This is a genomic window from Geodermatophilus bullaregiensis (assembly GCF_016907675.1).
GTDB classification, from domain to species: domain Bacteria; phylum Actinomycetota; class Actinomycetes; order Mycobacteriales; family Geodermatophilaceae; genus Geodermatophilus; species Geodermatophilus bullaregiensis.
In genome coordinates this window covers 2,885,755-2,908,254 of record NZ_JAFBCJ010000001.1, presented here as the reverse complement: position 1 = coordinate 2,908,254, position 22,500 = coordinate 2,885,755, and the positions used below count along the sequence as shown (strand labels likewise).

Sequence of the window (22,500 nt, the reverse complement as noted above, 5' to 3'; positions counted from 1 at the left end):
GTCCGGGACCCGACGGTCCCGGGCGCCCCGCCCGCCGCCTGCCCCAGCCGGCGTGGGGACGGCCTCGTCCCGGAGCCGCCCCGGGCCTGCGAGGGGTGCGGAGGACGGGGTCCTCCTAAGGTCAGGCCCATGCGTGCGGTGACCACGAACGGCTCCGGCGGACCCGAGGTCCTCGGCTGGGACGAGGTCCCCGACCCGGTGGCCGGTCCCGGTGAGGTCGTCGTCGACGTGGCTGCCACCGCCGTCAACCGGGCCGACCTGCTGCAGCGCGCCGGCAACTACCCGCCGCCCCGGGGCGCCAGCGAGATCCTGGGCCTGGAGTGCAGCGGGATCGTCAGCGAGGTCGGCGAGGGCGTGACCGGCTGGTCGGTCGGCGACGAGGTGTGCGCCCTGCTCGCCGGCGGCGGCTACGCCGAGCGGGTCGCCGTCCCGGCCATCCAGCTCCTGCCCCGCCCCGCCGGCGTCGAGCTGGCCACCGCCGCGGCGCTGCCCGAGGTCACCTGCACCGTGTGGTCCAACGTCTTCCAGCTCGCCGGCCTGCGCCGCGGTGACAGCTTCCTCGTGCACGGCGGGTCCAGCGGCATCGGCACGATGGCCATCCAGCTCGCCGTCCGCGCCGGTGCCCGGGTGCTCACCACCGCCGGGACGGCGGCGAAGCTGGAGTTCTGCCGGGAGCTCGGCGCCGAGGTCACGATCAACTACCGCGACGAGGACTTCGTCGAGCGGGTCCGCGAGGAGACCGACGGCGCCGGGGTCGACGTCGTCCTCGACAACATGGGCGCGAAGTACCTGGCCCGCAACGTCGACGCCCTGGCCGTCGGCGGGCGGCTGGTGGTCATCGGCATGCAGGGCGGCACCCGGGCCGAGCTCGACCTCGGCAAGCTGCTGGCCAAGCGGGCGTCGGTGGCGGCGACGGCGCTGCGCTCGCGGCCGGCCACGGGCCCGGGCGGGAAGGCGGAGATCGTCGCCGCCGTCCGCGCCGAGGTGTGGCCCGACGTCGAGCGCGGCGTGGTGCGGCCGATCGTCGACCGCCGGCTGCCGATGTCACGGGCGGCCGAGGCGCACCGCGTCGTGGAGGCCAGCGAGCACGTCGGCAAGGTGCTGCTGCTGCCCGACGCCTGAGCGCTAGAGGGCGCGCAGCGCGGCCACCGAGTCGATCACGTAGCCGACCTCCTCGGCGGTGTTGTAGTGCGCCAGCCCGAGCCGGATCGCGCCGCCGGCCTCGTTGACGCCGAGGGCGTCGAACAGCTCGCGGGCGTAGAAGTCGCCGTCCCACGCGCAGATGCCGCGGCGGGCGAGCTCGACGGACACCTGCCGCGGCCGCATGCCGGTCACGGTGAACGACAGCGTCGGCGTCGTGTGCTCCGGGAAGCCGACCACCTGCACGTGCCGCATGGCGCGCAGCGCCTGGTCCAGCCAGTCGAACAGCCCGCCCTCGTAGGCGACGACGGCGCTCATCGAGGTGCGCAGCCGGTCGCGGCGGCTGCCGGTGGCGTCCTCGCACAGGCCCGCGAGGTGGTCGACGGCGGCGGTGACGCCGGCGTAGAGCTCGAACGGCGGGGTGCCGGTCTCGAAGCGGTCGGGCACCCGGTCCGGCGCCGGCAGCAGCCGGTCGGGGACCAGGTCGGCCAGCAGCGCCGGGTCGGCCACCACCGCGGCCACGTGCGGCCCGCAGAACGTGTACGCCGACACCGCCAGGAAGTCCGCGCCCAGGGCGGTCCGGTCGAGGAACACGTGCGGCGCGGCCTGGACGGCGTCGACGTAGACCAGCGCGCCGACGGCGTGCGCGCGGGCGGCGATGGCGGCGACGTCGGGACGCGTGCCGATCGCGTTGCTGGCCGCCGTGACCGCCACCAGCCGGGTGCGGGGGGTGATCAGCTCGTCGTACTGCCAGGCAGGCAGCTCACCGGTCTCGATGTCCACCTCGGCCCACCGGACGACGACGCCGACCTGCTCGGCCAGCTGCACCCACGGGCGGATGTTGGCGTCGTGGTCGAGGCGGCTGACCACCACCTCGTCGCCGTAGCGCCAGGTCCGCGCCAGCGCCCGGGCGAGCGCGTAGGTCAGCGTGGTGGTGTTCGGGCCGAGGACGACGCCCGTGGAGACACCGCCCACCAGGTCGGCCACCGCCGCGCGGGCGCTGGCCATGAGGCCCTCCGTGCGCGCGGACGCCGGGAAGACCCCGCCGCGGTTGGCCACGGGCACCCGCATCGCCGAGGACACGGCGTGCACCACGCTCTCCGGCAGCAGCGTGCCGGCGGGCGCGTCGGTGTGCACGAAGCCGTCGGAGAGGCCGGGGAACTGGCCGCGGACGCGCGCGACGTCCAGCCGTGACTCCCCCGGTCCCATGCGGGCGACCCTAACGGCGCCCTCCGGCGGGGACGTCGCGGAGGCACCCGGCCTCCCCGCGTTCGCCTCTCGGCGGGGAGGGGCAGGATGGAGGTCATGACGGCACCGGGGAACGGCAGTGAGCGTCCGCAGCAGGTCGTCGTCGTCGGACCCGACGGCCGGCCGGTCGGCGCGATGCCCGTGCCCGCCGGCGGCGCGGACGACGGCGACGGCACGCACGGCCTGAGCGAGATGGTCGAGCAGCCGGCGAAGGTCATGCGGATCGGCACGATGATCAAGCAGCTGCTCGAGGAGGTGCGCGCGGCCCCGCTCGACGAGCCCAGCCGCGCCCGGCTGCGCGACATCCACGCCTCGTCGATCCGCGAGCTGGAGCAGGGGCTCGCGCCGGAGCTCAGCGAGGAGCTGCGGCGGATCACCTCGCCCTTCACCGAGGGCGAGACCCCCTCCGACGCGGAGCTGCGCATCGCGCAGGCCCAGCTGGTCGGCTGGCTGGAGGGCGTCTTCCAGGGCATCCAGACGGCGCTGTTCGCCCAGCAGATGGCCGCTCGCGCGCAGCTGGAGGAGATCCGCCGCCGCGCCCTGCCGGCCGGCCCGGGAGCCGCCGAGCCCCGCCCCGGCGGCGGCCAGTACCTGTAGCCGGGGCGGGCGATGATCAGGTGACCTGATCGTGGCGCGTCCTCCCGCACCGTGGACGGTCGGGGAGGACACCCGGCGGTGCGGGAGGACGGCGCCGTCCACAGGTCCGCTCCACCAGGCCCCGAGTCCCGCGCCGGGCTCCCAGACTGCTCGCGTGCACCCCGTCCTCGAGTCCGCCGCCCGGCGTCGCCTGGGCGTCTTCACCGTCGCCGACGCCCGCCGGGCCGGGTGCCGGCCCGACGAGATCCGCTCCGCGGTGTCCACCGGCCGCTGGCACCGGTTGCGCCGGGGTGTCTACGTGGAGACGGCGACCTGGCTGGCCCTGGCCGACGACCCCCGCACCCGGCACCTCGTCGAGTGCACGGCCGCGCTCACCGTGCTGGGTCCCGGCCCGGTCCTGAGCCACGAGTCGGCAGCCCGCTTCCACCGACTGGTCCTGCCACCGGGCGTCGACGGAACGGTCCGCCTCACCCAGGTGGACGAGTGGCGGCGGGGACGCGGCTACCGGGTCGCAGCGGCCGACCTGCCGGCCGGGGACGTTGTCACCGCAGGGCCGCTCGCCGTCACCACCGTCGCGCGCACGCTCGTCGACTGCACCCGCGAGTGGTCCGTGACCGACGCCGTCGTCGCCCTCGACGACGCGCTGCAGACCGAGCGCGTCAGGCGCGAGGACCTCCGGTCGGCCGTGCTCGCCCAGTCGCACTGGCTCGGGATCGGCGAGGCCGGGCGGGCGGTGGACCTCGCCGACGGACGCGCCGAGTCACCGCTGGAGACCCGCGGCCGGCTGGCGTTGCTCGCGTCCGGGCTACCCCGTCCGGAGCTGCAGGTCGAGCTGCACGGTCCGCGCGGCTTCGTCGCGCGGGTGGACGCCTGGTACGAGGACGCCGCCGTGGCGATCGAGTTCGACGGGCGCGTGAAGTACCTCAATCCGCACCCCGGACGCACCCCCGGCGACGTGCTCTGGGACGAGAAGCGGCGCGAGGACCGGGTCCGTGAGCTCGACGTCCGGGTGGTCCGCATCACCCACGAGGACCTCCGCGCGCCGCGGGCGGTGGCCGCGCGCGTCGCTGGGCTGCTGGCCTCGCCCCTCACCGGCCCAAGACGCTTCACCGTCGTCCGCCGCCAGGAGCCGGGTGCGACCGACGCGGCGGCCTGACCCGCGGTCGCCGTGGCACGTCCTCCCGCACCGCGGGGCGTCCTCCCCGACGTCCCACGGTCAGGGAGGACGCGCGACGATCAGGTGACCTGATCGTCGCAGGCCGGCGCTAGAGGGTGGCGAGGAAGGCGGCCACGCCGTCGTCGTCGTTGGTGCCGGTGACGTCGGTGGCCGCGGCCAGCACCTCCGGGTGCGCCTGCGCCATCGCCACGGCCCGCCCGCCGCCCTCGCGGACCCAGTCGAAGGCGGCGACGTCGTTGGGCATGTCGCCGAAGACGACGACGTCCTCCGGGCCGAGCCCGTGCGTCGCCGCCACCCGCGCGAGGCCGGTGGCCTTGGTGACGCCGGGCGCGGAGATCTCGGCCAGCGCGTCGGACGACGACGTCGTCACCGTGGCCAGGTCGCCGACCACCCGCTGCACCAGCGCGACGAAGGAGTCGCGGTCCAGGTCCTCGTGACGGGCCAGCAGCTTGGCGGCCGGCGCGGCGACGAGCTCCTCCAGCGGGGCCTCGGCCACGCCGGGCGCGTCGACGTCCCACCGCGGCCGGTAGACCGGCTCGTGGCGGAACTCCAGGCCGTACTCCACGGCGAACCAGGTGCCGGGCTGCTCGCGGCGCAGGCCGGCGGTGATCGCCCGGAGGACGTCGGGCGGCAGCGCGTCCTCCTCGAGCACCTCGAAGCGCTCGAGGTCGAGCAGCACCGCGCCGTTGCAGCAGACCGCGGTGCCCGAGCCGAGCACCTCCCGGATCTTCTGCATCCACCGGGGCGGCCGGCCGGTGGCCAGGACGACGGGCACGCCGGCGGCCCGCCAGCGCTCCAGCTCGGCCACCGTCGCGTCGCTGACGGTGTCGTCGGAGCGCAGCAGGGTGCCGTCCATGTCGCTGGCGATCAGCCGCGGACGCCAGTCAGACACCGGCCAGCACCGCCTCGAGGTAGCGCGCGACGCCGTCGGCGTCGTGCCCGCCGGTCCTCCCGGCCGCGGCCGCCCGGACCGCCGGGTGCGCGTTGGCGACGGCGACCGCGCGACCGCCGGCCTCGGTGACCGCCGTGATCATCGGCAGGTCGTTGGGCATGTCGCCGAAGACGAGCACGTCGCCGAAGCCGACGCCGTAGCGGTCGAGCGCGACGGCCAGGCCGGTGGCCTTGGTGACGCCGGGCGGCAGCACCTCGATGAAGCCGAGTCCCGCGTGGGTCACCTCGGCCTCGGTGGGCTCGACCACCCGGCGGGCACGGGCCAGCAGCTCGTCCTGGCCGAGCGTCGGCGAGCGGAGGAAGACCTTGAGCACCGCGCCCTCGGGCAGGACGGCGTGCCGGGGCAGCAGGTGCGCCGGCTCCGGGTAGGGCCACTCGAAGCCGTGCTGCACGCGCAGCGGGGAGTGCACCTCGCCCTGCTCCGCGGCGTCCTCGACGGCGACGATCAGGTCACCGGCGACCTCCTCGATCCGCTCGATCACCGCGGTGGCCTGATCCCGCGGCAGGCCGACGGTGCGCAGCACCTCGTCGCGCTCGAGGTCGACGACGTAGCCGCCCTGGGCCAGGACGGCGATGCCCCGCCCGTCGAGCGCCGCGCGCACGCTGTCGTACAACCGCGGCCCCCGCCCCGTGACGCCGACGACCGGGATGCCGGCGCCCCAGCACGCCTCCAGGGCCGCCCGCGTGCGCGGGCTGACCACGCCCTCCGAGGTGAGCAGGGTGCCGTCGAGGTCGCTGGCCACCAGCTTCGGGCGCCAGCCCCCGAGGTCGCCGGGCTCGACCACCCGGTCGGAGTCCGGGGAGGGGACGTGCCCGGAGATGACGGCGCGGGGCGCGGTCTCGCTCATGCGGCGGCCGGGGGCACCGGCGCGGCCAGCGTCATGCCCGGCGCGAGGACCTCGTGCCCGCCCAGCCACGGCCGCAGCGCGACCGGGACGTGCACCGAGCCGTCGGCGCGCTGGTGCACCTCGAGCAGGCAGGCGATGGTGCGCGCGATCGCGCACAGCGTGCCGTTGAGCGTGGCCGCCGTCTGCGGCCTGCCGTCCTCGTCGCGGTAGCGGATCGCCAGCCGGCGGGCCTGGAAGGTGGTGCAGTCCGACGTGCTGGTCAGCTCGCGGTACGTGCCCTGGCTGGGGAACCACGCCTCGATGTCGTACTTGCGCGCCGCGCTCGTGCCCAGGTCGCCGGCGGCGATGTCGACCACGCGGTAGGGCAGCTCGAGGGCCTGGAGGAACTCCTCCTCCCAGGCCAGCAGGCGCAGGTGCTCGGCGGCGGCCTCCTCGGGCCGGCAGAAGCTGAACATCTCGACCTTGTCGAACCAGTGCACGCGGATGATGCCGCGGGTGTCCTTGCCGTAGCTGCCGGCCTCGCGGCGGAAGCACGACGACCAGCCGGCGTAGCGGCGCGGCCCGGCCGGGAGGTCGAGCACCTCGTCGGCGTGCATGCCGGCCAGCGCGACCTCCGACGTCCCGACCAGGTACAGGTCGTCGCGCTCGATCCGGTACACCTCCTCGTCGTGCTCGCCGAGGAACCCGGTGCCCTCCATGGCCTCGGGCCGGACCAGCGCCGGGGCGACGACGGGGGTGAAGCCGGCCGCGACCGCCCGGGTGATCGCCAGCTGGGCGAGGGCGAACTCCAGCAGCGCCCCGGGACCGGTGAGGAAGTAGAAGCGGGCGCCGGAGACCTTGGCGCCGCGCTCGGTGTCGATCGCGCCGAGCGCCTCGCCGATCTCCAGGTGGTCGCGCACGGCGAAGTCGTAGGTGGGCACCTCGCCGACGGTGCGCAGCGTCACCGCGTCGTCCTCGCCGCCGGGCGGGACGCCGTCGTGGACGACGTTCGGGATGGACAGGTGCACCTCGCGCAGCGCGACGTCGGCCGCCCGCTGGGCCTCCTCGGCCTCCTTGACCTCGGCGGCCAGCGCGCGGGCTCGCTCGAGCACCGCGGGACGCTCCTCGGGCGAGGCCTTCCGCACCGCCTGGGAGGCCGCCTTCTGCTCCGCGCGCAGGTCGTCGGCCCGCTTGACGGCCGCGCGCCGGTCGGCGTCGGCGGCCAGCAGCGCGTCGACCCGGGACTCGTCGGCACCGCGGGCACGCTGGCTGGCACGGACGACGTCGGGGTGCTCGCGCACCAGGCGCAGGTCGATCACCCCCCGATCGTAGAGAGGGCCGTGTCGGAGCAGCCGGACGGCGCAGCGGACGCCCGGCGCCCGGGCGAGGCGGGCATCGGTGGTGAGCAGCGCCGTCGCGCCGAGCGTCTCGGCGAGCGCGACGCAGGTGGCGTCGTAGGCGCCCACGTCCCGGCGCACCTCCCACATGCGCAGCCGCAGCCGGTCGGCGGGGAGACGGAGCAGCTCCGGGTCGAGGAACGCGGCCATCGCTGCGGACCCTGCTCCTCGGTCAGGTCACCCCGGAGCACGAGACGTCGCGGCACGCCGGTCACCTCGCTGTCGAGGAGGTGGGACGGCGAGGGCGTCGTCGCCGAGCTGCCCCGGGTCCAGCCTGGCGACGATCAGCCCGACCAGGACGCGGGCATCGACGACGTTCACTCGTAGCGGGACTCGCGCAGCGCGGTGAGGACGTCCTCCTGGGACACGGTGCCGCCGACCGCGATCTCCGCACCCACGCGTGTCGGCTGCGGACCGGACCCGGGGGGATCACGGCTGCGCGACAATGGGCCCATGCGCTTCCTCGGCGGCAACCGGCCGGCCACCGACCTGACCTACGCCGACGTGTTCATGGTGCCCAACCACAGCACCGTGGGCTCCCGGCTCGAGGTCGACCTGACCACGCCGGACCGGGTGGGCACGACCATCCCCGTCGTCGTCGCCAACATGACCGCGATCAGCGGCCGGCGGATGGCCGAGACGGTCGCCCGCCGCGGCGGGCTGGCGGTGCTGCCGCAGGACATCCCGGTCGACGTCGTCGGCGAGGTCGTCTCGTGGGTGCACGCCCGCCACCCCGTCTACGACACCGCGATCACCCTGGCGCCGAGCTCGACCGTCGGCGAGGCGCTGTCGCTGATGACGAAGCGGGCGCACGGGATCGTCGTGGTGGTCGACGAGGGCGGCGTGCCCGTCGGCGTGGTCACCGACGGCGCCTGCCAGGGCGTGGACCGCTTCAGCCAGCTCGACCAGGTCATGGCCGCCCACCCGCTGACCATCCCGGCGGGCACCGACCTGCCGAAGGTCTTCGACGTGCTCTCCGGGGAGCGGGTCAGCGCCGCGCCGGTGGTCGAGGGCGACCGCCTGCTCGGCGTCGTCACCCGCAAGGGCGCGCTGCGCTCCACGCTCTACACGCCCGCGGTCAACGCCGACGGCCGGCTGCTGACCGCGTCCGCCGTCGGCATCAACGGCGACGTCGCCGGCAAGGCGTCGGCCCTGCTGGCCGCCGGGGTCGACGTGCTCGTCGTCGACACCGCGCACGGCCACCAGGAGAAGGCGGTCGAGGCGGTGCGCGCGGTGCGGTCGGTGGCCGGGGCGGTGCCGGTGGTGGCCGGCAACGTGGTCACCGCCGAGGGCACCCGCGACCTGGTCGAGGCCGGCGCCGACGTCGTCAAGGTCGGCGTGGGCCCCGGGGCGATGTGCACCACGCGGATGATGACCGGCGTCGGGCGGCCGCAGTTCTCCGCGGTCGAGGAGTGCGCGGCCGAGGCCCGCCGGCTGGGCAGGCACGTGTGGGCCGACGGCGGGGTGCGCCACCCCCGCGACGTCGCCCTCGCCCTGGCCGCGGGCGCGGCGAACGTGATGGTCGGCTCGTGGTTCGCCGGCACCTACGAGAGCGCCGGCGACATCCACGACGACGGGAACGGCCGGCTCTACAAGGAGTCCTTCGGCATGGCCTCGGCCCGCGCGGTCAAGGCCCGGACGGCGGCGCAGAGCGGCTTCGAGCGGGCCCGCGCGGGCCTGTTCGAGGAGGGCATCTCCTCCTCGCGGATGTACCTCGACCCGGCCCGGCCGGGCGTCGAGGACCTGGTCGACCAGATCGTGGCCGGCGTGCGCTCGTCGTGCACCTACGCCGGTGCGCGCACCATCGACGAGCTGCACGAGCGCGCCGTCCTGGGTGTGCAGAGCGCGGCCGGCTACGAGGAGGGCCGGCCGCTGCCGACCAGCTGGTGAGGCCGCTCCCGCGGGAGGTCTTCGAGTCGCTGGTCGCCGACGCGCTCGACGCCGTCCCGGCCGAGCTGATGGCGCTGCTGGACAACGTCGTCGTGCTGGTCGAGGACCGCAACGAGGACGAGCCGGACCTGCTCGGGCTCTACGAGGGGTACGCGCTGACCGAGCGCGGCTGGCAGTACGGCGGGGCGCTGCCCGACCGGATCATGGTCTACCGCGAGGCCATCTGCGACGTCTGCTCGACCGCCGACGAGGTGGTCGAGGAGGTGACGGTGACCGTCGTCCACGAGATCGCCCACCACTTCGGGATCAGCGACGAGCGCCTGCACGAGCTCGGCTGGTCGTAGCAGGAGGCGGCCGGGGTCCCGCGTACGGTGCTCACCGTGCCTGGGGACGTCGCGAGGGGCAGCGGGCTGCCGATCAAGATGCTGCACGACCGGATCCTGGTGGCCCTGCGCCGCGAGGACGGCGAGCGCCGCTCCACCGGCGGCATCCTCATCCCCGCCACGGCACAGGTCGCCAAGCGGCTGGTGTGGGGCGAGGCGCGCGGCGTCGGGTCGAGCGTGCGCCAGGTCAAGGTCGGCGACCAGGTGCTCTTCTCCCCCGAGGACCAGCACGAGGTCGAGGTGCACGGCGAGGAGCTGGTCATCCTGCGCGAGCGTGACGTGCACGCCGTCGCCGCCGAGCGGATCGAGGAGTCCACCGGCCTCTACCTGTAGGTCCGGGGCTCCGCCCGGGGTCCTGCGCACGGTTCGTGCACGCGTCGTCGTCCGCGGGCGCCCGACCCCGCGGCACGTGCACACACCGTCCGGTCAGGAGTGCTGGTGGTGGGCGACGACCACCTCGGTCACCTCGGTGAGGAACCGCCGGACGACGGCGAGGTCGGCGTCGGAGAACCCCTCCATCGCGGCCAGGATCTCCCGCTGCAGCCCGCCGAAGAACGCCGCGCCGGCGGCCGTCGCGGCGTCCGACATCTCCAGCACCACCCGGCGGCGGTCGGCGGGGTCGCGCACCCGGTGCACGTGGCCGGCCCGCTCCAGCCGGTCGACCAGCGCGGTCACCGACGCCGAACTCAGCGACACCGCCGCGCCGAGACCGCCCGCGGTCAGCGGCTCCCCGGCACGGGCGGCGTCCATGATGGCCACGATCGCCCGGACGTCGGTGCGGCCGAGCCCGTGCAGGTCGGCGAAGCGCTGACCCACCGCGTCGAGCTCGACGCCCAGCCGGCGCAGCAGCAGGGCCACCTCGGCCCGCTCGTCGTTGCGCGCCACCCGCCCTCCCCCTATTCTCTCGATCATCGAGATGATCGGCCGTCGAGAGGATCACATCATGGCGCGCCGGGCCCGCTGGCTGCTCCCCCTCGTCGTCGTCCTGCTCTGGGTGGGCGCGGCCGGGCCGCTCGGCTCGCTCAGCGGCCGGCTGACCGGGCTGCAGGAGAACGACACCGCCGCCTTCCTCCCCGACAGCGCGGAGTCCACCCGGGTGGCCGAGCTGCAGCAGGGCTTCTCCCCGACCGAGGCGATCCCGGCGATCCTGCTCTGGGAGGGCGAGGGCCCCCTCGACGAGGCCACGCTCGCGGAGATCGGGCAGCGCGTGCAGGAGGCCGCCGCGGTCGCCGAGGAGGCCGGCTTCCTGGCCGGGCAGCCCTCCCCGCCGATCCCGTCGGAGGACGGCGAGGCGGTGCAGGCGCTCCTGCCGATCACCCCGGACGTCGGCGACGAGATCGTGACGGTGGTCGGGGACCTGCGGGACACCATCGCCGTCGACGGCACCTCGTCGTTCGTCACCGGACCGGGCGGGATCTTCGCCGACTTCGCCAACGGCTTCGCCGGCATCGACGGGCTGCTGCTGCTCGCCGCGTTCGGCGTCGTCCTGCTGATCCTGCTGGTGGTCTACCGCAGCCCGCTGCTGCCCTTCCTGGTCATCGGCACCGCCGGCCTGGCCCTCACCGCCGGCAACGCGGTCGCCTACCTGCTCGCCGACGGCGGCCTGATCACGGTCAACGGCCAGAGCCAGGGCATCGCCTCGATCCTCGTCGTCGGGGCGGCCACCGACTACGGCCTGCTGCTGGTCGCCCGCTACCGCGAGGAGCTGCGGCGGGAGGCGTCCCGGTTCACCGCCATGCGGACGGCGCTGCGCCGCTCGTGGGAGCCGATCGTGGCCTCCGGGGCGACCGTCGTCCTGGGCGTGCTCTGCCTGCTGTTCTCCGACCTGAGCTCCAACCGCGGGCTCGGCCCGATCTCCGCGGTGAGCGTCACGCTGGCCGTCGTCGCGGCGCTGACCTTCCTGCCCGCCGTGCTCACCCTGCTCGGCCGCGCCGCGTTCTGGCCGTTCCGGCCGCACGCCGGGGAGCCGGCGAAGGAGGGCCGCGGCTGGCAGCGGGTGGCCGCGCTCGTCGGCCGCCGCCCGCGGCGGGTGCTCGCGGCCAGCACGCTGCTGCTGGTGGCCGCGGCGGTGTTCGCGCCGACCTACGACGCGAGCGGCATCACCTTCAGCGACGCGATCCGCGGCGAGTCCAACGGCGTCGACGGGCAGGAGGCGCTCGGCCGGCACTTCGACGCCGGCTCCGGCAGCCCGACCGTCGTCGTGACACCGGAGGACTCGTGGCCGGCGGTGGCCGAGGCCGCGGCGGCCACCGACGGCGTCGCCACCGTCGCCCCCTTCACCGGCGCCGGCGGCCCGCCGCAGCCGGGCGCCGACCCGCTGGTGGTCGACGGCCTGGTCCGCCTCGACGTGACCCTCGCCGTCCCGGCCGACAGCACCGAGGCCCTCGACGTCGTCTCCGGGCTGCGGACCACCCTCGACGACGCCGACCCGGCCGCGCTCGTGGGCGGCGACACCGCCAGCAACCTCGACGCGCGGGAGACCGCGGCGCGCGACCTGCGGGTGATCGTGCCGAGCGTCCTGGCGGTGATCACCGTCGTCCTGGCGCTGCTGCTGCGCTCGCTGGTGGCCCCGCTGCTGCTGGTGGCCACCGTGGTGCTCAGCGTCGGCGCCACGGTCGGGGTGGCCGGGCTGCTGTTCGACGACGTCTTCGGCTTCCCCGGCAGCGACCCCGGCATCCTGCTCATCGGGTTCGTGTTCCTCGTCGCCCTGGGGATCGACTACAACATCTTCCTCATGACGCGGGCGCGCGAGGAGTCCGCGCGGCACGGCACCCGCGACGGCGTCCTGCGCGCGCTGGCGGTGACCGGCGGCGTGATCACCTCCGCCGGGATGGTGCTGGCCGCGACCTTCGGGGCGCTGTCGGTGCTGCCGCTGCTCTTCCTCGTGCAGCTGGCGTTCCTGGTCGGCTTCGGCGTGCTGCTCGACACCTTCGTCGTCCGCTCGCTGCTGGTGCCGGCCGCGGTGGCGCTGCTCGGCGACCGCACCTGGTGGCCGGGCCGCCTCGCCCGCCGGCCGGAGCCGGAGCGGGAGCGGGAACCCGCCTGGGTCTGAACCGGCCTTCCTGCAGGGGCCCGCCGCGAGCCTGCGAGCGGTGGGGGGCAGGAAGGCCCGTCCTCAGACCTGGCCGGCGCGCAGTCGCTCGAGCCAGGCCCCGGCGTCGGTGAACGCCGCGTCGGCGGCGACGTCGGGCACCGGGCGGTTGGTCCGGCCGTCCTCGCGCGGGTAGGAGCCGAGGAAGCGGACGTCGTCGCACACCCGGTGCAGCGCGGCCAGCGCCTCCCCCACCCGGGCGTCGGCCACGTGCCCCTCGCAGTCGAGGGAGAACGAGTAGACGCCGAGGCGCTCGCGGGTGGGCCGCGACTCGATGCGGGTGAGGCTGATCCCGCGGACGGCGAACTCCGTGAGCAGGTCGAGCAGCGCCCCGGTGCGGTCGCCGACGACGGCCACCAGCGAGGTCTTGTCGTTGCCGGTGGGCCCGGGCAGCGCCCCCGGTGGCGCGACGAGCACGAAGCGGGTGACCGCCCCGGGGTGGTCGGCGACGTCCTCGGCCAGCGGCACCAGCCCGTAGCGCTCGGCGGCGATGGGCGCGCACACTGCCGCGTCGTGCTCGCCCTCGGCGACCGCCCGGGCCGCGACCGCGGTGGAGGAGGCCGGCAGCGCCGGCACACCGGGCAGCAGTCCGGCCAGCGTGCGCGCCGTCTGGGCGAGGGCGTGCGGGTGGCTGGCGACGCCGCGGACGTCGGCCAGCCGCGTGCCGGGCCGGGCGGCGAGGACGAACGCGACGGTCAGGAACACCTCGCGCGTGATGAGCAGCGGGTCGCCGTCGGCCAGCCCGTCCATCGTCGCCGGGACCGAGCCCTCGACCGAGTTCTCCAGCGGCACCAGGGCCGCGTCGGCCTCCCCCGCGCGGACCGCGGCGAGGGCGGCGGGGACGCTCGCCGCCGGCTGCCGCACGCCCTCGCCGTCAGCAACGGCACTGCTCAGTGCTGCTTCGGCGAAGGTACCCTCGGGGCCGAGATAGGCGAACCGCGTCGGAGGCGTCTGGGGCACCCGACGAGGGTAGTGCGGTCGGACCGGGGCACGGGCCCCGTCGGGGGGAGCCGCCTCGCTGCCGGCCGCGGCCGGACGACCAGTGCCGAGTGGGAGGGATGCGTGACCCCCGGCTCGACGTCGGTCACCCACGGTGACCTCGACGCTGCACTGCGGCGTCTCCTGGCGGCCAGCGGTCGGGACGACGCCCCCGCCTTCCGCGCCGAGCTCGATGCCGTCGAGCCCGCGCTGGCCGCCGCCAGCGAGCCCCGGTGGGCGGCCTGGCGGCACGCGCTGGACGCCCGCCGCGGGCTGGTCGACGGCGACCGGGACGCCACGGCCGCCGCCGTCCGCGCCGCACGTGCGGCCCTGGGCACCTGCCGGCCGTCGGCGTCGACCGCGCTGGTCCTCGCCTACCTGGCCCACGTCGAGGCGGCCGCCGACCACCTCGACGCGGCGATGCTGCTGGCCATCGACGCGAGCCTGCTCACCGAGCAGCTGACGCCTCCCGACGCCGAGGTCCCGCGCGCGCTGCACCAGGCCCACCTGTGGCTGTCGCTGACCCTCACCGCGCTCGACCTGGAGGAGCTCGCCCTCGACCAGGCCGAGCAGGGGTACCGGATCGCCGACGCCCTGCCCGACCTCGCCGACCGCTGGCAGCTGCTGCGGCTGTGTGCCCAGCAGTCCACCGAGCTGGCGCAGACGCTGCGCCGTCGCGGGGACGTCGCCCGCTCGCGGGAGCTGGCCGAGAACGCGCTGGCCCGCGCCACCGACGCCCGCGAGCTCGGCTTCGAGCCCGACCCCGACGACCTCGACCGGCTCGACGTCGTCCAGGCGTGGGCGCTGGTCTGCCACGACGACCTCGACGACGCCCTCGGCCCGCTGCGCCGGGTGCACCGGCGGGTGCACCGCACCGGCAGCACCTGGCTGCGGGGCTACACCGACCTGGCGCTGGCCCGGCTGCTCGGCCGGCTGTCCCAGCTGCACAGCGGTGGCGGGCACGGCGAGGAGGCCGCCGACCTGCTCGTCGACGCCGCCGGCGCCTTCGCCGCGACCGCCGACCGCCGTCGCTATCGCCAGTGCCTGCTCGAGCTCGGCCAGGCCACCGCCGCGATGGGCCGCCCGGCCGAGGCGCTGCACTGGCTGGACGCCTACCGCGCCGACACCGGGCAGGCCCACGCGCGCAGCCGCGAGCTGTGGGCGGAGATGTTCGTGCGCCGCAGCCGGCTGCGCGAGGCCGAGCGGCAGGCCGCCGTCCTGCGCCGGCACGCCCTGGAGGACCCGCTCACCGGCCTGGGCAACCGGCGCAGCGCCGAGCGCCGGCTCAGCGGCCTGCGGCTGGGCGGCGAGCCGCTGTCGCTGGCCGTCGTCGACGTCGACCGGTTCAAGGAGGTCAACGACGACACCTCGCACTCCCACGGCGACGAGGTGCTGCGCCGGGTGGCCGCGCTGCTGCGCGAGCACAGCCGGGTCGGCGACGAGGTCTACCGGTGGGCCGGCGACGAGTTCCTCGTCGTGCTGCCGACCGCCACCCAGAGCCAGGCGCTGGCCGCCGTCGAGCGGCTGCGCGCGGCCGTGGCCGACGCCGACTGGCGCGACCTGCCGCTCACCGAGCCGATCACCGTGAGCATCGGGGTGGCCACCGCCCCGGCGGCCGCCGACGACGCGGCCGCGCCGGCCGGCTGGCGCTCGCTGTTCGACACCGCCGACCTGCACCTGTTCTCCGCCAAGCGCGGCGGGCGCAACCGCGTCCGCGCCCCCGGCCTGGTCGACGGCGGGGTCGACGGCGCGCTCGACGGCGGGGCCGGGCACGGCGGGGTGGACGCGGCGACCCCGGTCGACGGCGCCGCGTCCGAGGGGACCTCGGCGTGACGGGACCCCCCGCCTGGGACGCCAGTGACACGACGGACGACGTGACGTCGTCCCCGCGGCGCGCCCGCCCGGCGGTGCTCGACTCCCCCGGACCCGGCGTGCACAGTGCGCTGGTGCCACCCGGAGCCCTGCACCAACGGGTGACCGCCGCCCTCGCCAACTGGGAGCTCGACGACGCCGAGCGGCTGCTGTCCGTCGTCGACCCCTCCTCGCCCTACGAGGCCGGCCGCTCGACCCGGGAGGACGGCGCGGCCCCGCCGTCCCTGGGCCGCGCCTGGGCCGACACCCTGCGCGCCGAGCTGCTGGTGCGCCGGCTGCGCGTCGCCGGCTTCACCCTCGTCGGCGAGCCGCTGGACGCCCCCGAGGCCACCGAGTCGCTGGACCTGCACGCCGGCGTCGCCGACCTGCTCGACGGCGCCGAGGACGGCCCCGGCGGGGACCCGCGCTCGGAGTCGGCCTCGCACGCCGCCCTGGCCATCGCGCTCGTGCGCTCGGCCAAGGCCGCCTTCGACGCCTCCGACGACGACCTGCAGCGCGCCGCGGGCCTCGTCCGGCACGCCCGCATCGAGCTGCTGTCCCGCCGGATCGACGCGGCGATGGACGAGGCGGTCGAGGCCGCGAGCCTGCTCGACCCCGGGCTGGACCCGAGCACGCTGCTGGTCGACACGCTGGGCAGCCTCGCCGGCGTCCTGGCCGACCTGGAGCTCATGCCGCTGGCCCTGGACTACCAGCGCCGCGCGCTGGAGGCCGCCACCGCGGCCGCCGAGCAGGGGGTCCTCGCTCCCGACGACGGCGACCCCGCCGTGCTGGCCGCCCGCGCGGCGGCCTGCCTGGGCGAGCTGTGCGCCGAGCTGGGCGAGGCCCTGCTCGACGACGGAGACCCGGAGTCGGCCCGACCGCACTTCGCCGAGGCACGCCGGCTGGCCGAGCAGGCGCTGGCCCAGCTGCCGCCCGGGGCCGAGGGCGTCGTCGCCGCGCAGGTCGTGCACGGCTGGGCGCTGGTCGGGCTGGGCGAGCACGCGGCGGCCACGGGGCAGCTGCGCGCCGCCGTCCGGATCACCAGCGCCACGGGCGACCGCGCCCTGCTCGCCTCGGCGCTGCTCGCCCTCGGCCGTGCGCTGCGCCGTCAGGACGACGGCCGGAGCGCCGACGAGCAGCTGGCCAAGGCCCTCGCGCTGGCCACCGAGCACGGCCTGCCCCGGCTGCGCCGCGCCGCGCTGCGGGAGCTGTGCACGCTGCACGCCGAGCTCGACGACGCCGGCCGCGCGCTGCCCTACCTGCAGGCCTACCTGGCCGACGAGCTGGACCGGGTCGACGAGCGGCGCACCCGCTGGGTGGAGCTGTTCGGCCGGCGCAAGAGCCTGCTGGAGAACGAGCGGGCGGCCGGCCAGCTGCGGCGTCAGGCCTACGAGGACCCGCTGACCCGCCTGCCCAACCGCCGCTACGCCGAGGCCCGGCTCGACGGACTGCTCAGCGCGGGCAGCACGTCGGCGCTGGCCGTCGTCGACGTCGACCGGTTCAAGTCGATCAACGACGCCGTGGGGCACCCCGGTGGCGACGCGGTGCTGCGGGCGGTCGCCGACCTGCTGCTGGCCGGCTGCCGCGACACTGACGAGGTGTGCCGCTGGGCCGGCGACGAGTTCGTCGTCCTGCTGCCCGACACCACCGCCGAGCAGGCCGAGCACGCGCTCGAGCGGGTGCGCCGCGCCGTCGCCGCCCACGACTGGGCCGCCCTGGGGGTCACCGTCCCGGTCACCATCAGCGTGGGCATCGCGTCGGCCACCCGCGGCGACGACCGCCGCACGCTGTTCGCCGCGGCCGACGGCGTGCTCTACGACGCCAAGCGCAGCGGCCGCGACCGCGTCGTCCGGCTGTCCGCCGTCACCCAGACCCGCGCCCCCGACGCCCCGCCGGACGACGCGTCCCCGCCGGGGACGTCCGGCGGCGGGGGGTCCGCGGTCACCGTCGGCCCGGTGCAGCCGGCCACCCTCGACCCCGTCGGCGGCTTCGCCGCGCTGCTGGCCGAGCCGGTGCGCCCCCTGGACCCGCCGCTGTCGGCCGGCGGCCCGGGCGACCCGACGCTGGCCCCGCTGCCGGCCGCCGCCGAGCGCCCGGCCGGGCCCGCACCGGTCCCGCCGGCCCGCCCGGCGCCGGCCGAGCCCGACGTCATCTGGGGCGTGGGCCGCACCACCGAGCAGGTGCTGGCGCTGGTCCGCGAGGCCCGCGCCGAGCACCCCGACCGGCCGGCGCTGGTGGTGCGGGCCAGCGCCGACACCCTCGTCGCGCTGGCCGGCGAGCACGACGCCGCCACGACCGTCGACGCCGCGGCGATGTCGGCCGCCGTCGGCCCGATCCCCGAGCCGCGCGGCCGGGTCGGCGTCCTGTGCGCCGGCACCGCCGACGCGTCGGTGGCCGCCGAGGCCGCGTTCGTCGCGCGGGTGACCGGCACCGAGGTCGTGCGGGTCGACGACGTCGGCGGCAGCCGGCTGCGGCCGCTGCTCACCGACCGCACGCTGCTCGACGACGCCGACTGCCTGGTCGTGGTGGCCGGGCTGGACGCCTCGCTGGCCGCCACGGTGGGCGCGATGACCGACGTCCCGATCGTCGCGGTGCCGACCTCCACCGGGCAGCCCGGCTCGTTCGGCGGGTTCGGCGCGCTGCTGACGATGCTCACCTCCGCCTCGCCCGGCATCGTGGTGAGCAACATCGACAACGGCCACGCCGCCGGCGTGTTCGCCGCCCGCGTCGCCCGGCGCACCGCGCGCTGACGCCGCTGTCTCCCGGACGGCACCGCGGCCAGGTGCCCCCCACCCTCACGCCGCCTGGCAGGGCGACTCACCTCCCCGACGTGCCGACGTCGCGCTGACGGCACCCGGGAGCGGGGACGGCTCCTGGTCGCGGTGGCGGCCGGGAGGCCGGCAGTGTCACGGCGACCACGGGGACGACGGCGAGGAAGAGGCCGGCGACGGCGAGGGCGCCGCCGAGGGCCCAGGCGGCGAAGACCAGCAGCGCGGCCAGCTCGACGCCGAGGCCGGCGACCGAGGTGACCGTGGCCCGGACGACGGCGGGCGCCTGCTCCTGCAGCCGGGCCTCCCCCACGACGAGCACCGCCAGGTACACGCCGTAGGACAGCGCGACGGCGGTCAGCGCCACCGGCCCGCTGCCTAGCGCGCCGGCCGCGAGCAGCACCGCGGACAGGCCCAGCAGACCGGGCAGCGCCCGCGACGGCAGCCGCCCGACCCGGCCGGCCAGGGCCGCACCCGCCGCCCCGGCCAGCGCCACGCCCAGGACGGCGGCCGGCACCACCGCCGTCGCCACGCCCTGGTCGCGGGCCATCACCGGGAAGTACTCCTCGAGCGCGTCCAGGCCGCCGAGCAGCGCGACGGCGAGCACCACCCGCCGCAGCCCCGGCCGGCGCAGCGCGGTCCGCACCGCCGTGGGCAGCGACGCCGGGTCGTCGTCCCCGGCCGTCCGGAGCGGCTCGGGGAAGCGGGTGGCCAGCGCGGCCGCGGCCAGGCACACCACCACGCTGACCCACCCGACCAGCGCGTAGCCGCCGGCGGACACCAGCACGCCGGCCGCGAGCGCCGTGGGCACCTGCACCAGCAGCTCGGTCGCCGTCGTCGCGCCGTGGACGCGCACGTACACCGCCTCGGCCCCGACGGCGGCCAGCCCGTCGTAGACCAGCGCCTCGGCCGCGCCGGAGACCAGGGCCCCGCCGACGCCCCAGAGGACGAAGCCGGTGGCGAAGCCGGCCGGTCCCGGGGCCGCCGTCCAGACCGCGAAGCCGGCCGCCTCCAGGACGCCGGCCAGTACCAGCGCGCCCCGGCGGGACCAGCGGTCGGCGAGGACCCCGGTCGGCACCTCGGCGAGCAGCCCGGTCACCGACCACAGGGCGAACAGCCCGGACACCTGCGCCGGGGACAGCCCCGAGTCGAGGAAGAGCAGCGCGTACAGCGGGTAGACCGGCACCAGCCCGGACAGCGCGGTCCAGGCGACGGCGAGGCGGGCCAGGGGCCGGGCCGGGGCGGGGAGGGGCTCGCGGACGGGGCGTCAACGGAACGGCACGGGCGCACGGTAACCGGGCTCACCCGGTCGCGCAGCGGGATTTCCGCCCCCGTCGGCTAGGCTCGGCGGCCGAGAAGGGGAGTAGCCCCCCGTCCGCTGGTCGACACGCTGGCGCGCCACCGCGGTGGCCGCCCGGTCAGTGGGCCCACGTCCCGGCGTGGGTGGGCGAGACCTTCGGCCTGGCAGTGTGCGCCGCTGCCGGTCGGAGGCACCCGCTTCCGCCCGGCGGTGCCGAGCGGAAGAGAGTCCTCAGAGTGCTGGTCCTGTCGGTCGTCGCGACCGCGTTCGCCCTCGTCCTGCCCGTCGAGCTGCCGGACAAGACGCTGTTCGCCAGCCTCGTGCTGGCCACCCGCTTCGCGCCCCTGCCGGTCTTCGTCGGCGTCGGCACCGCGTTCGGCCTGCAGGTGGCCATCGCGGTCACGGCCGGGAGCCTGCTCAGCCTGCTGCCGCAGGCGCTGGTCAGCGGCGTCGTGGCGGTGCTGTTCCTCGTCGGCGCGGTGCTGCTGTGGCGCAGCGCGTCGGAGGGGCCGGAGGACGGCGGGGAGGCGGCCGCCACCCGCGAGCGGACGTCGTTCCTGCGCGCGGCCGCCGTCTCCTTCGGGGTGCTGTTCGCCGCGGAGTGGGGCGACCTCTCCCAGCTGGCCACCGCCGGCCTGGCCGCCCGGTTCGACGAGCCGCTGTCGGTGTTCGTCGGCGCGTGGGCGGCGCTGCTCACCGTGTCCGGCCTCGCGGTCTTCCTGGGCAAGACGCTGGCCGACCGGCTGCCGATCGCGCTCATCCGCCGGGTGGCCGCGGTGCTGTTCGTCGTCTTCGCCGTCTTCGCCGTCGTGGAGACCGTCCGCGCCCTCACCTGATCGGGGGACCCGCCCGGCGCGGGCGCTGCAGCGGCCGGCCGTGCCCGCCGTTGCCCCTCCCGTGACCGTCCCGACGCTCCCCGACGAGGCGACCGGCCCGTGCGCCCGGCGGACGCGGCTGCCGGCCGGCCTCGACGTCCAGGACCTGGACCACGACGCCGAGCTCGCCGCCGTCGTCCGCATCGCCGCCGCGGTCACCGGCATGCCGTTCGCGACCGTCAACGTGCTCGACGACTGCTCCCAGCACCAGATCGCGCCGCACGGCTTCCCCGGCGCGACGACGGCGCGCGAGGAGTCCCTCTGCTCGGTGGTGAACGCCGACGCGCCGGCCGTCCGGGCGCACGACGACCTCTCGACCGACCCCGTCCACGCGGCCAGCCCCTGGGTGGACGGCCGGTACGCCCGGGTCCGCGCCTACGCCAGCGCCCCCCTCGTCGTCGACGGCGCCCTCGTCGGCACCCTGTGCGTGTTCGACACCGCACCGCACGCCCTCGCCCCCGCGACGGGTGAGCGCCTGGCCGACCTCGCCGCCGTCGTCGTCGCCCTGCTGCAGCGGCGCCGGCAGGCCGCCCAGCTCGCCGACCTCGCCGTCGCCAGCTCCGCCGCACGGGAGCAGGCCGAGGCGGCCGCCGCCGACCGGGCCCGCTCCGAGGCGTTCACCCGGGCGCTGCTGGAGGCGCTGCCGGTCGGCGTGGTCGCCGCGGACGCCGAGGGACGCATCACCCTGTGCAACCGGGTCGGCCGCCGGTGGCACGGCCTGGCCGACGGCGACGTCCCGGGCCCGGCCGGCGCGGCGGACCCGTACGGCGACGTCGCGACGGCGTTCGACCTGTGCACGCCCGACGGCCGCCCGCTGGAGCCGCACGAGGTGCCGCTGGCCCGGGTGTTCACCGAGGGCCGCGTGCACGACGCCGAGATCGCCATCGCCCGGCCCGGTGAGCGCCTGCGGGTGCTGCGCTCCTCGGGCGCGCTGGTGGTCGATGGGCAGGGCCGCCCGGCGGGCGCCGTCCTCGCGTCGATGGACGTCACCGACCAGCGCGAGCTGGAGGCCCGGCTCCGGGAGGCGGCGCTGCACGACGCGCTGACCGGCCTGCCCAACCGGGCGCTGCTGCTGGACCGCGTCGAGCTGGCCCTGCGCGCCCAGGAGCGCGACGGGCTGGCCGCGGTGCTGCTCTACTGCGACCTCGACGGCTTCAAGGGGATCAACGACACCCTCGGGCACGCCGCCGGGGACGCCGCCCTCCTGCGGATGGCCACGGTCCTGCGCGGCACGGTGCGCCCGGGCGACACCGTGGCCCGCATCGGCGGCGACGAGTTCGTGGTGCTCTGCCCCGGCGCGGGCACCGAGCTCGTGGCCCGCGCGCTGGTCGCCCGCATCGAGCGCACCTTGGCCGCCCCGGCCGACGGCGGCCCGGCGCTGCGCTCGAGCACCGGGGTGGCCCTCTCCCGCCGCGGGGACACCCCCGACAGCCTGCTCCGGCGCGGCGACGCGGCGATGTACGAGGTCAAGCGCTCCCGTCGCTGACCAGCGCCAAGCGGGTGACCAGCGCGCCGACCTGCGCGTCGAGGTCCGGGCCGGGCAGGTCGGTCCAGCCGGCCCACAGGGTGACCAGTCCGTGCAGCGCCGTCCACACCAGGGTCGCGTCGGCCCGCGGGTCGCGGCTGGCCGAGCGGCCGGCGTGCACGCACGCGTCGACGGCGCCGACCAGGACGTCGAACGCGACCGCGCCGGCGGGCACCTGCCGGGATCCGAACATCGCGCGGTAGCGGCCGGGCGCCGACAGTCCGCACCGCACGTAGGCCCGGCAGCCGGCCAGCAGCCGCTCCACGGGATCGGGGACCCCGTCGGTGGCCGCCCCGACCGCGGCGACGAGATCGGTGAAGCCCTGCTCCACGACGGCGTCGAGGAGGGCGCCGAGGTCGGCGAAGTGCCCGTAGACGGCGGGCGCGCTGACGCCCGCCTCCCGCGCGACCGCCCGGAGCGACACGGTCTCCACCGCGCCGGTCCGCTCGACGAGGGCGCGCGCCGCCGCGAGCAGGTCACTGCGGAGGTCCCGGGCCACGAA

Annotated in this window: 20 protein-coding genes; 11 read left to right on the top strand and 9 right to left on the bottom strand. The window is 76.7% G+C overall.

Features of this window, described 5'->3' with window-relative positions; translation table 11 throughout:
• The first annotated feature begins 129 nt into the window (after positions 1-129).
• Positions 130-1,122 carry an NAD(P)H-quinone oxidoreductase gene (locus tag JOD57_RS13775; RefSeq protein ID WP_204692541.1) on the top strand — a complete coding sequence of 331 codons (993 nt, stop codon included), beginning with the start codon at positions 130-132 and terminating at the stop codon, positions 1,120-1,122.
• A 3-nt stretch (positions 1,123-1,125) separates the two neighbouring features.
• Here JOD57_RS13775 and JOD57_RS13770 read toward each other — a convergent pair whose 3' ends face one another.
• Entirely contained in the window at positions 1,126-2,349 is a 1,224-nt protein-coding gene (locus tag JOD57_RS13770) for a cysteine desulfurase-like protein (RefSeq protein ID WP_204692540.1), read from the bottom strand.
• 96 nt (positions 2,350-2,445) lie between these two features.
• Here JOD57_RS13770 and JOD57_RS13765 point away from each other — a divergent pair, with 96 nt between their 5' ends.
• The gene (locus JOD57_RS13765) at positions 2,446-2,985 is read left to right on the top strand and encodes a bacterial proteasome activator family protein (RefSeq protein ID WP_204692539.1); all 540 of its coding nucleotides are present in this window, start codon (positions 2,446-2,448) and stop codon (positions 2,983-2,985) included.
• A gap of 154 nt (positions 2,986-3,139) precedes the next feature.
• Positions 3,140-4,141, top strand: coding sequence for a type IV toxin-antitoxin system AbiEi family antitoxin domain-containing protein (locus JOD57_RS13760; protein WP_204692538.1), 1,002 nt, complete (start codon positions 3,140-3,142; stop codon positions 4,139-4,141).
• Positions 4,142-4,250: 109 nt separating this feature from the next.
• Here the strand turns inward: JOD57_RS13760 and JOD57_RS13755 are convergent, their stop codons facing one another.
• The 4 genes from JOD57_RS13755 to JOD57_RS13740 form a co-directional block, all read right to left on the bottom strand.
• Complete coding sequence (locus JOD57_RS13755) at positions 4,251-5,054, bottom strand: HAD family hydrolase (protein ID WP_204692537.1); 804 nt, start codon at positions 5,052-5,054, stop codon at positions 4,251-4,253.
• On the bottom strand, positions 5,047-5,961 hold the full coding sequence (locus JOD57_RS13750; RefSeq protein ID WP_204692536.1) for an HAD family hydrolase: 915 nt from the start codon (positions 5,959-5,961) through the stop codon (positions 5,047-5,049). Before JOD57_RS13750 ends, JOD57_RS13755 begins: the two co-directional genes overlap by 8 nt.
• Entirely contained in the window at positions 5,958-7,487 is a 1,530-nt protein-coding gene (serS, locus tag JOD57_RS13745; protein WP_239568454.1) for a serine--tRNA ligase, read from the bottom strand. The genes JOD57_RS13750 and serS overlap by 4 nt, the downstream gene beginning before the upstream one ends.
• Before the next feature lie 167 nt (positions 7,488-7,654).
• Complete coding sequence (locus JOD57_RS13740) at positions 7,655-7,792, bottom strand: hypothetical protein (RefSeq protein ID WP_204692535.1); 138 nt, start codon at positions 7,790-7,792, stop codon at positions 7,655-7,657.
• Here JOD57_RS13740 and JOD57_RS13735 point away from each other — a divergent pair.
• Genes JOD57_RS13735 through JOD57_RS13725 form a run of 3 tightly spaced genes read left to right on the top strand, consistent with a single transcriptional unit; the run spans position 7,791 to position 9,943 of the window.
• Positions 7,791-9,227 carry a GuaB1 family IMP dehydrogenase-related protein gene (locus JOD57_RS13735; RefSeq protein ID WP_204692534.1) on the top strand — a complete coding sequence of 479 codons (1,437 nt, stop codon included), beginning with the start codon at positions 7,791-7,793 and terminating at the stop codon, positions 9,225-9,227. The two genes, JOD57_RS13740 and JOD57_RS13735, sit on opposite strands and share 2 nt — an antisense overlap.
• On the top strand, positions 9,224-9,571 hold the full coding sequence (locus tag JOD57_RS13730) for a metallopeptidase family protein (RefSeq protein WP_204692533.1): 348 nt from the start codon (positions 9,224-9,226) through the stop codon (positions 9,569-9,571). Before JOD57_RS13735 ends, JOD57_RS13730 begins: the two co-directional genes overlap by 4 nt.
• A gap of 36 nt (positions 9,572-9,607) precedes the next feature.
• Entirely contained in the window at positions 9,608-9,943 is a 336-nt protein-coding gene (locus tag JOD57_RS13725) for a GroES family chaperonin (RefSeq protein WP_307824673.1), read from the top strand.
• 93 nt (positions 9,944-10,036) lie between these two features.
• On the opposite strand, the gene JOD57_RS13720 is transcribed toward JOD57_RS13725, so the two are convergent.
• Positions 10,037-10,495, bottom strand: coding sequence for a MarR family winged helix-turn-helix transcriptional regulator (locus tag JOD57_RS13720; RefSeq protein ID WP_307824672.1), 459 nt, complete (start codon positions 10,493-10,495; stop codon positions 10,037-10,039).
• A gap of 58 nt (positions 10,496-10,553) precedes the next feature.
• On the opposite strand from JOD57_RS13720, the gene JOD57_RS13715 reads away from it, so the two are divergent.
• The gene (locus JOD57_RS13715; protein ID WP_204692531.1) at positions 10,554-12,662 is read left to right on the top strand and encodes an MMPL family transporter; all 2,109 of its coding nucleotides are present in this window, start codon (positions 10,554-10,556) and stop codon (positions 12,660-12,662) included.
• A 63-nt stretch (positions 12,663-12,725) separates the two neighbouring features.
• Here JOD57_RS13715 and pheA read toward each other — a convergent pair whose 3' ends face one another.
• On the bottom strand, positions 12,726-13,661 hold the full coding sequence (gene pheA, locus JOD57_RS13710) for a prephenate dehydratase (protein WP_204692530.1): 936 nt from the start codon (positions 13,659-13,661) through the stop codon (positions 12,726-12,728).
• A 102-nt stretch (positions 13,662-13,763) separates the two neighbouring features.
• Between pheA and JOD57_RS13705 the strand changes: the two genes are divergently transcribed.
• A complete protein-coding gene (locus tag JOD57_RS13705; protein ID WP_204692529.1) occupies positions 13,764-15,512 on the top strand; it encodes a GGDEF domain-containing protein in 1,749 nt (582 codons plus the stop codon).
• Positions 15,509-18,280 carry a diguanylate cyclase domain-containing protein gene (locus tag JOD57_RS13700; RefSeq protein WP_204692528.1) on the top strand — a complete coding sequence of 924 codons (2,772 nt, stop codon included), beginning with the start codon at positions 15,509-15,511 and terminating at the stop codon, positions 18,278-18,280. Before JOD57_RS13705 ends, JOD57_RS13700 begins: the two co-directional genes overlap by 4 nt.
• A gap of 67 nt (positions 18,281-18,347) precedes the next feature.
• Here JOD57_RS13700 and JOD57_RS13695 read toward each other — a convergent pair whose 3' ends face one another.
• Positions 18,348-19,496: an MFS transporter gene (locus tag JOD57_RS13695; protein ID WP_275582420.1), complete on the bottom strand. Its 1,149-nt coding sequence runs from the start codon at positions 19,494-19,496 to the stop codon at positions 18,348-18,350.
• 338 nt (positions 19,497-19,834) lie between these two features.
• Between JOD57_RS13695 and JOD57_RS13690 the strand changes: the two genes are divergently transcribed.
• Both JOD57_RS13690 and JOD57_RS13685 read left to right on the top strand, forming a co-directional pair.
• On the top strand, positions 19,835-20,434 hold the full coding sequence (locus JOD57_RS13690) for a TMEM165/GDT1 family protein (RefSeq protein WP_307824671.1): 600 nt from the start codon (positions 19,835-19,837) through the stop codon (positions 20,432-20,434).
• Positions 20,435-20,495: 61 nt separating this feature from the next.
• Positions 20,496-21,959, top strand: a complete 1,464-nt coding sequence (locus JOD57_RS13685) for a sensor domain-containing diguanylate cyclase (RefSeq protein WP_204692527.1) — start codon at positions 20,496-20,498, stop codon at positions 21,957-21,959.
• Here JOD57_RS13685 and JOD57_RS13680 read toward each other — a convergent pair.
• Complete coding sequence (locus JOD57_RS13680; protein WP_204692526.1) at positions 21,940-22,497, bottom strand: TetR/AcrR family transcriptional regulator; 558 nt, start codon at positions 22,495-22,497, stop codon at positions 21,940-21,942. The two genes, JOD57_RS13685 and JOD57_RS13680, sit on opposite strands and share 20 nt — an antisense overlap.
• Positions 22,498-22,500 lie beyond the last annotated feature (3 nt).

What these genes read in the sequence shown, in the direction of transcription:
- JOD57_RS13775 (WP_204692541.1), top strand. Translation starts at nt 130, where the DNA reads ATGCGTGCGGTGACCACGAACGGCTCCGGCGGACCCGAGGTCCTCGGC.
- JOD57_RS13770 (WP_204692540.1), bottom strand. Translation starts at nt 2,349, where the DNA reads ATGGGACCGGGGGAGTCACGGCTGGACGTCGCGCGCGTCCGCGGCCAG.
- JOD57_RS13765 (WP_204692539.1), top strand. Translation starts at nt 2,446, where the DNA reads ATGACGGCACCGGGGAACGGCAGTGAGCGTCCGCAGCAGGTCGTCGTC.
- JOD57_RS13750 (WP_204692536.1), bottom strand. Translation starts at nt 5,961, where the DNA reads ATGAGCGAGACCGCGCCCCGCGCCGTCATCTCCGGGCACGTCCCCTCC.
- serS (WP_239568454.1), bottom strand. Translation starts at nt 7,487, where the DNA reads ATGGCCGCGTTCCTCGACCCGGAGCTGCTCCGTCTCCCCGCCGACCGG.
- JOD57_RS13735 (WP_204692534.1), top strand. Translation starts at nt 7,791, where the DNA reads ATGCGCTTCCTCGGCGGCAACCGGCCGGCCACCGACCTGACCTACGCC.
- JOD57_RS13740 (WP_204692535.1), bottom strand. Translation starts at nt 7,792, where the DNA reads ATGGGCCCATTGTCGCGCAGCCGTGATCCCCCCGGGTCCGGTCCGCAG.
- JOD57_RS13715 (WP_204692531.1), top strand. Translation starts at nt 10,554, where the DNA reads ATGGCGCGCCGGGCCCGCTGGCTGCTCCCCCTCGTCGTCGTCCTGCTC.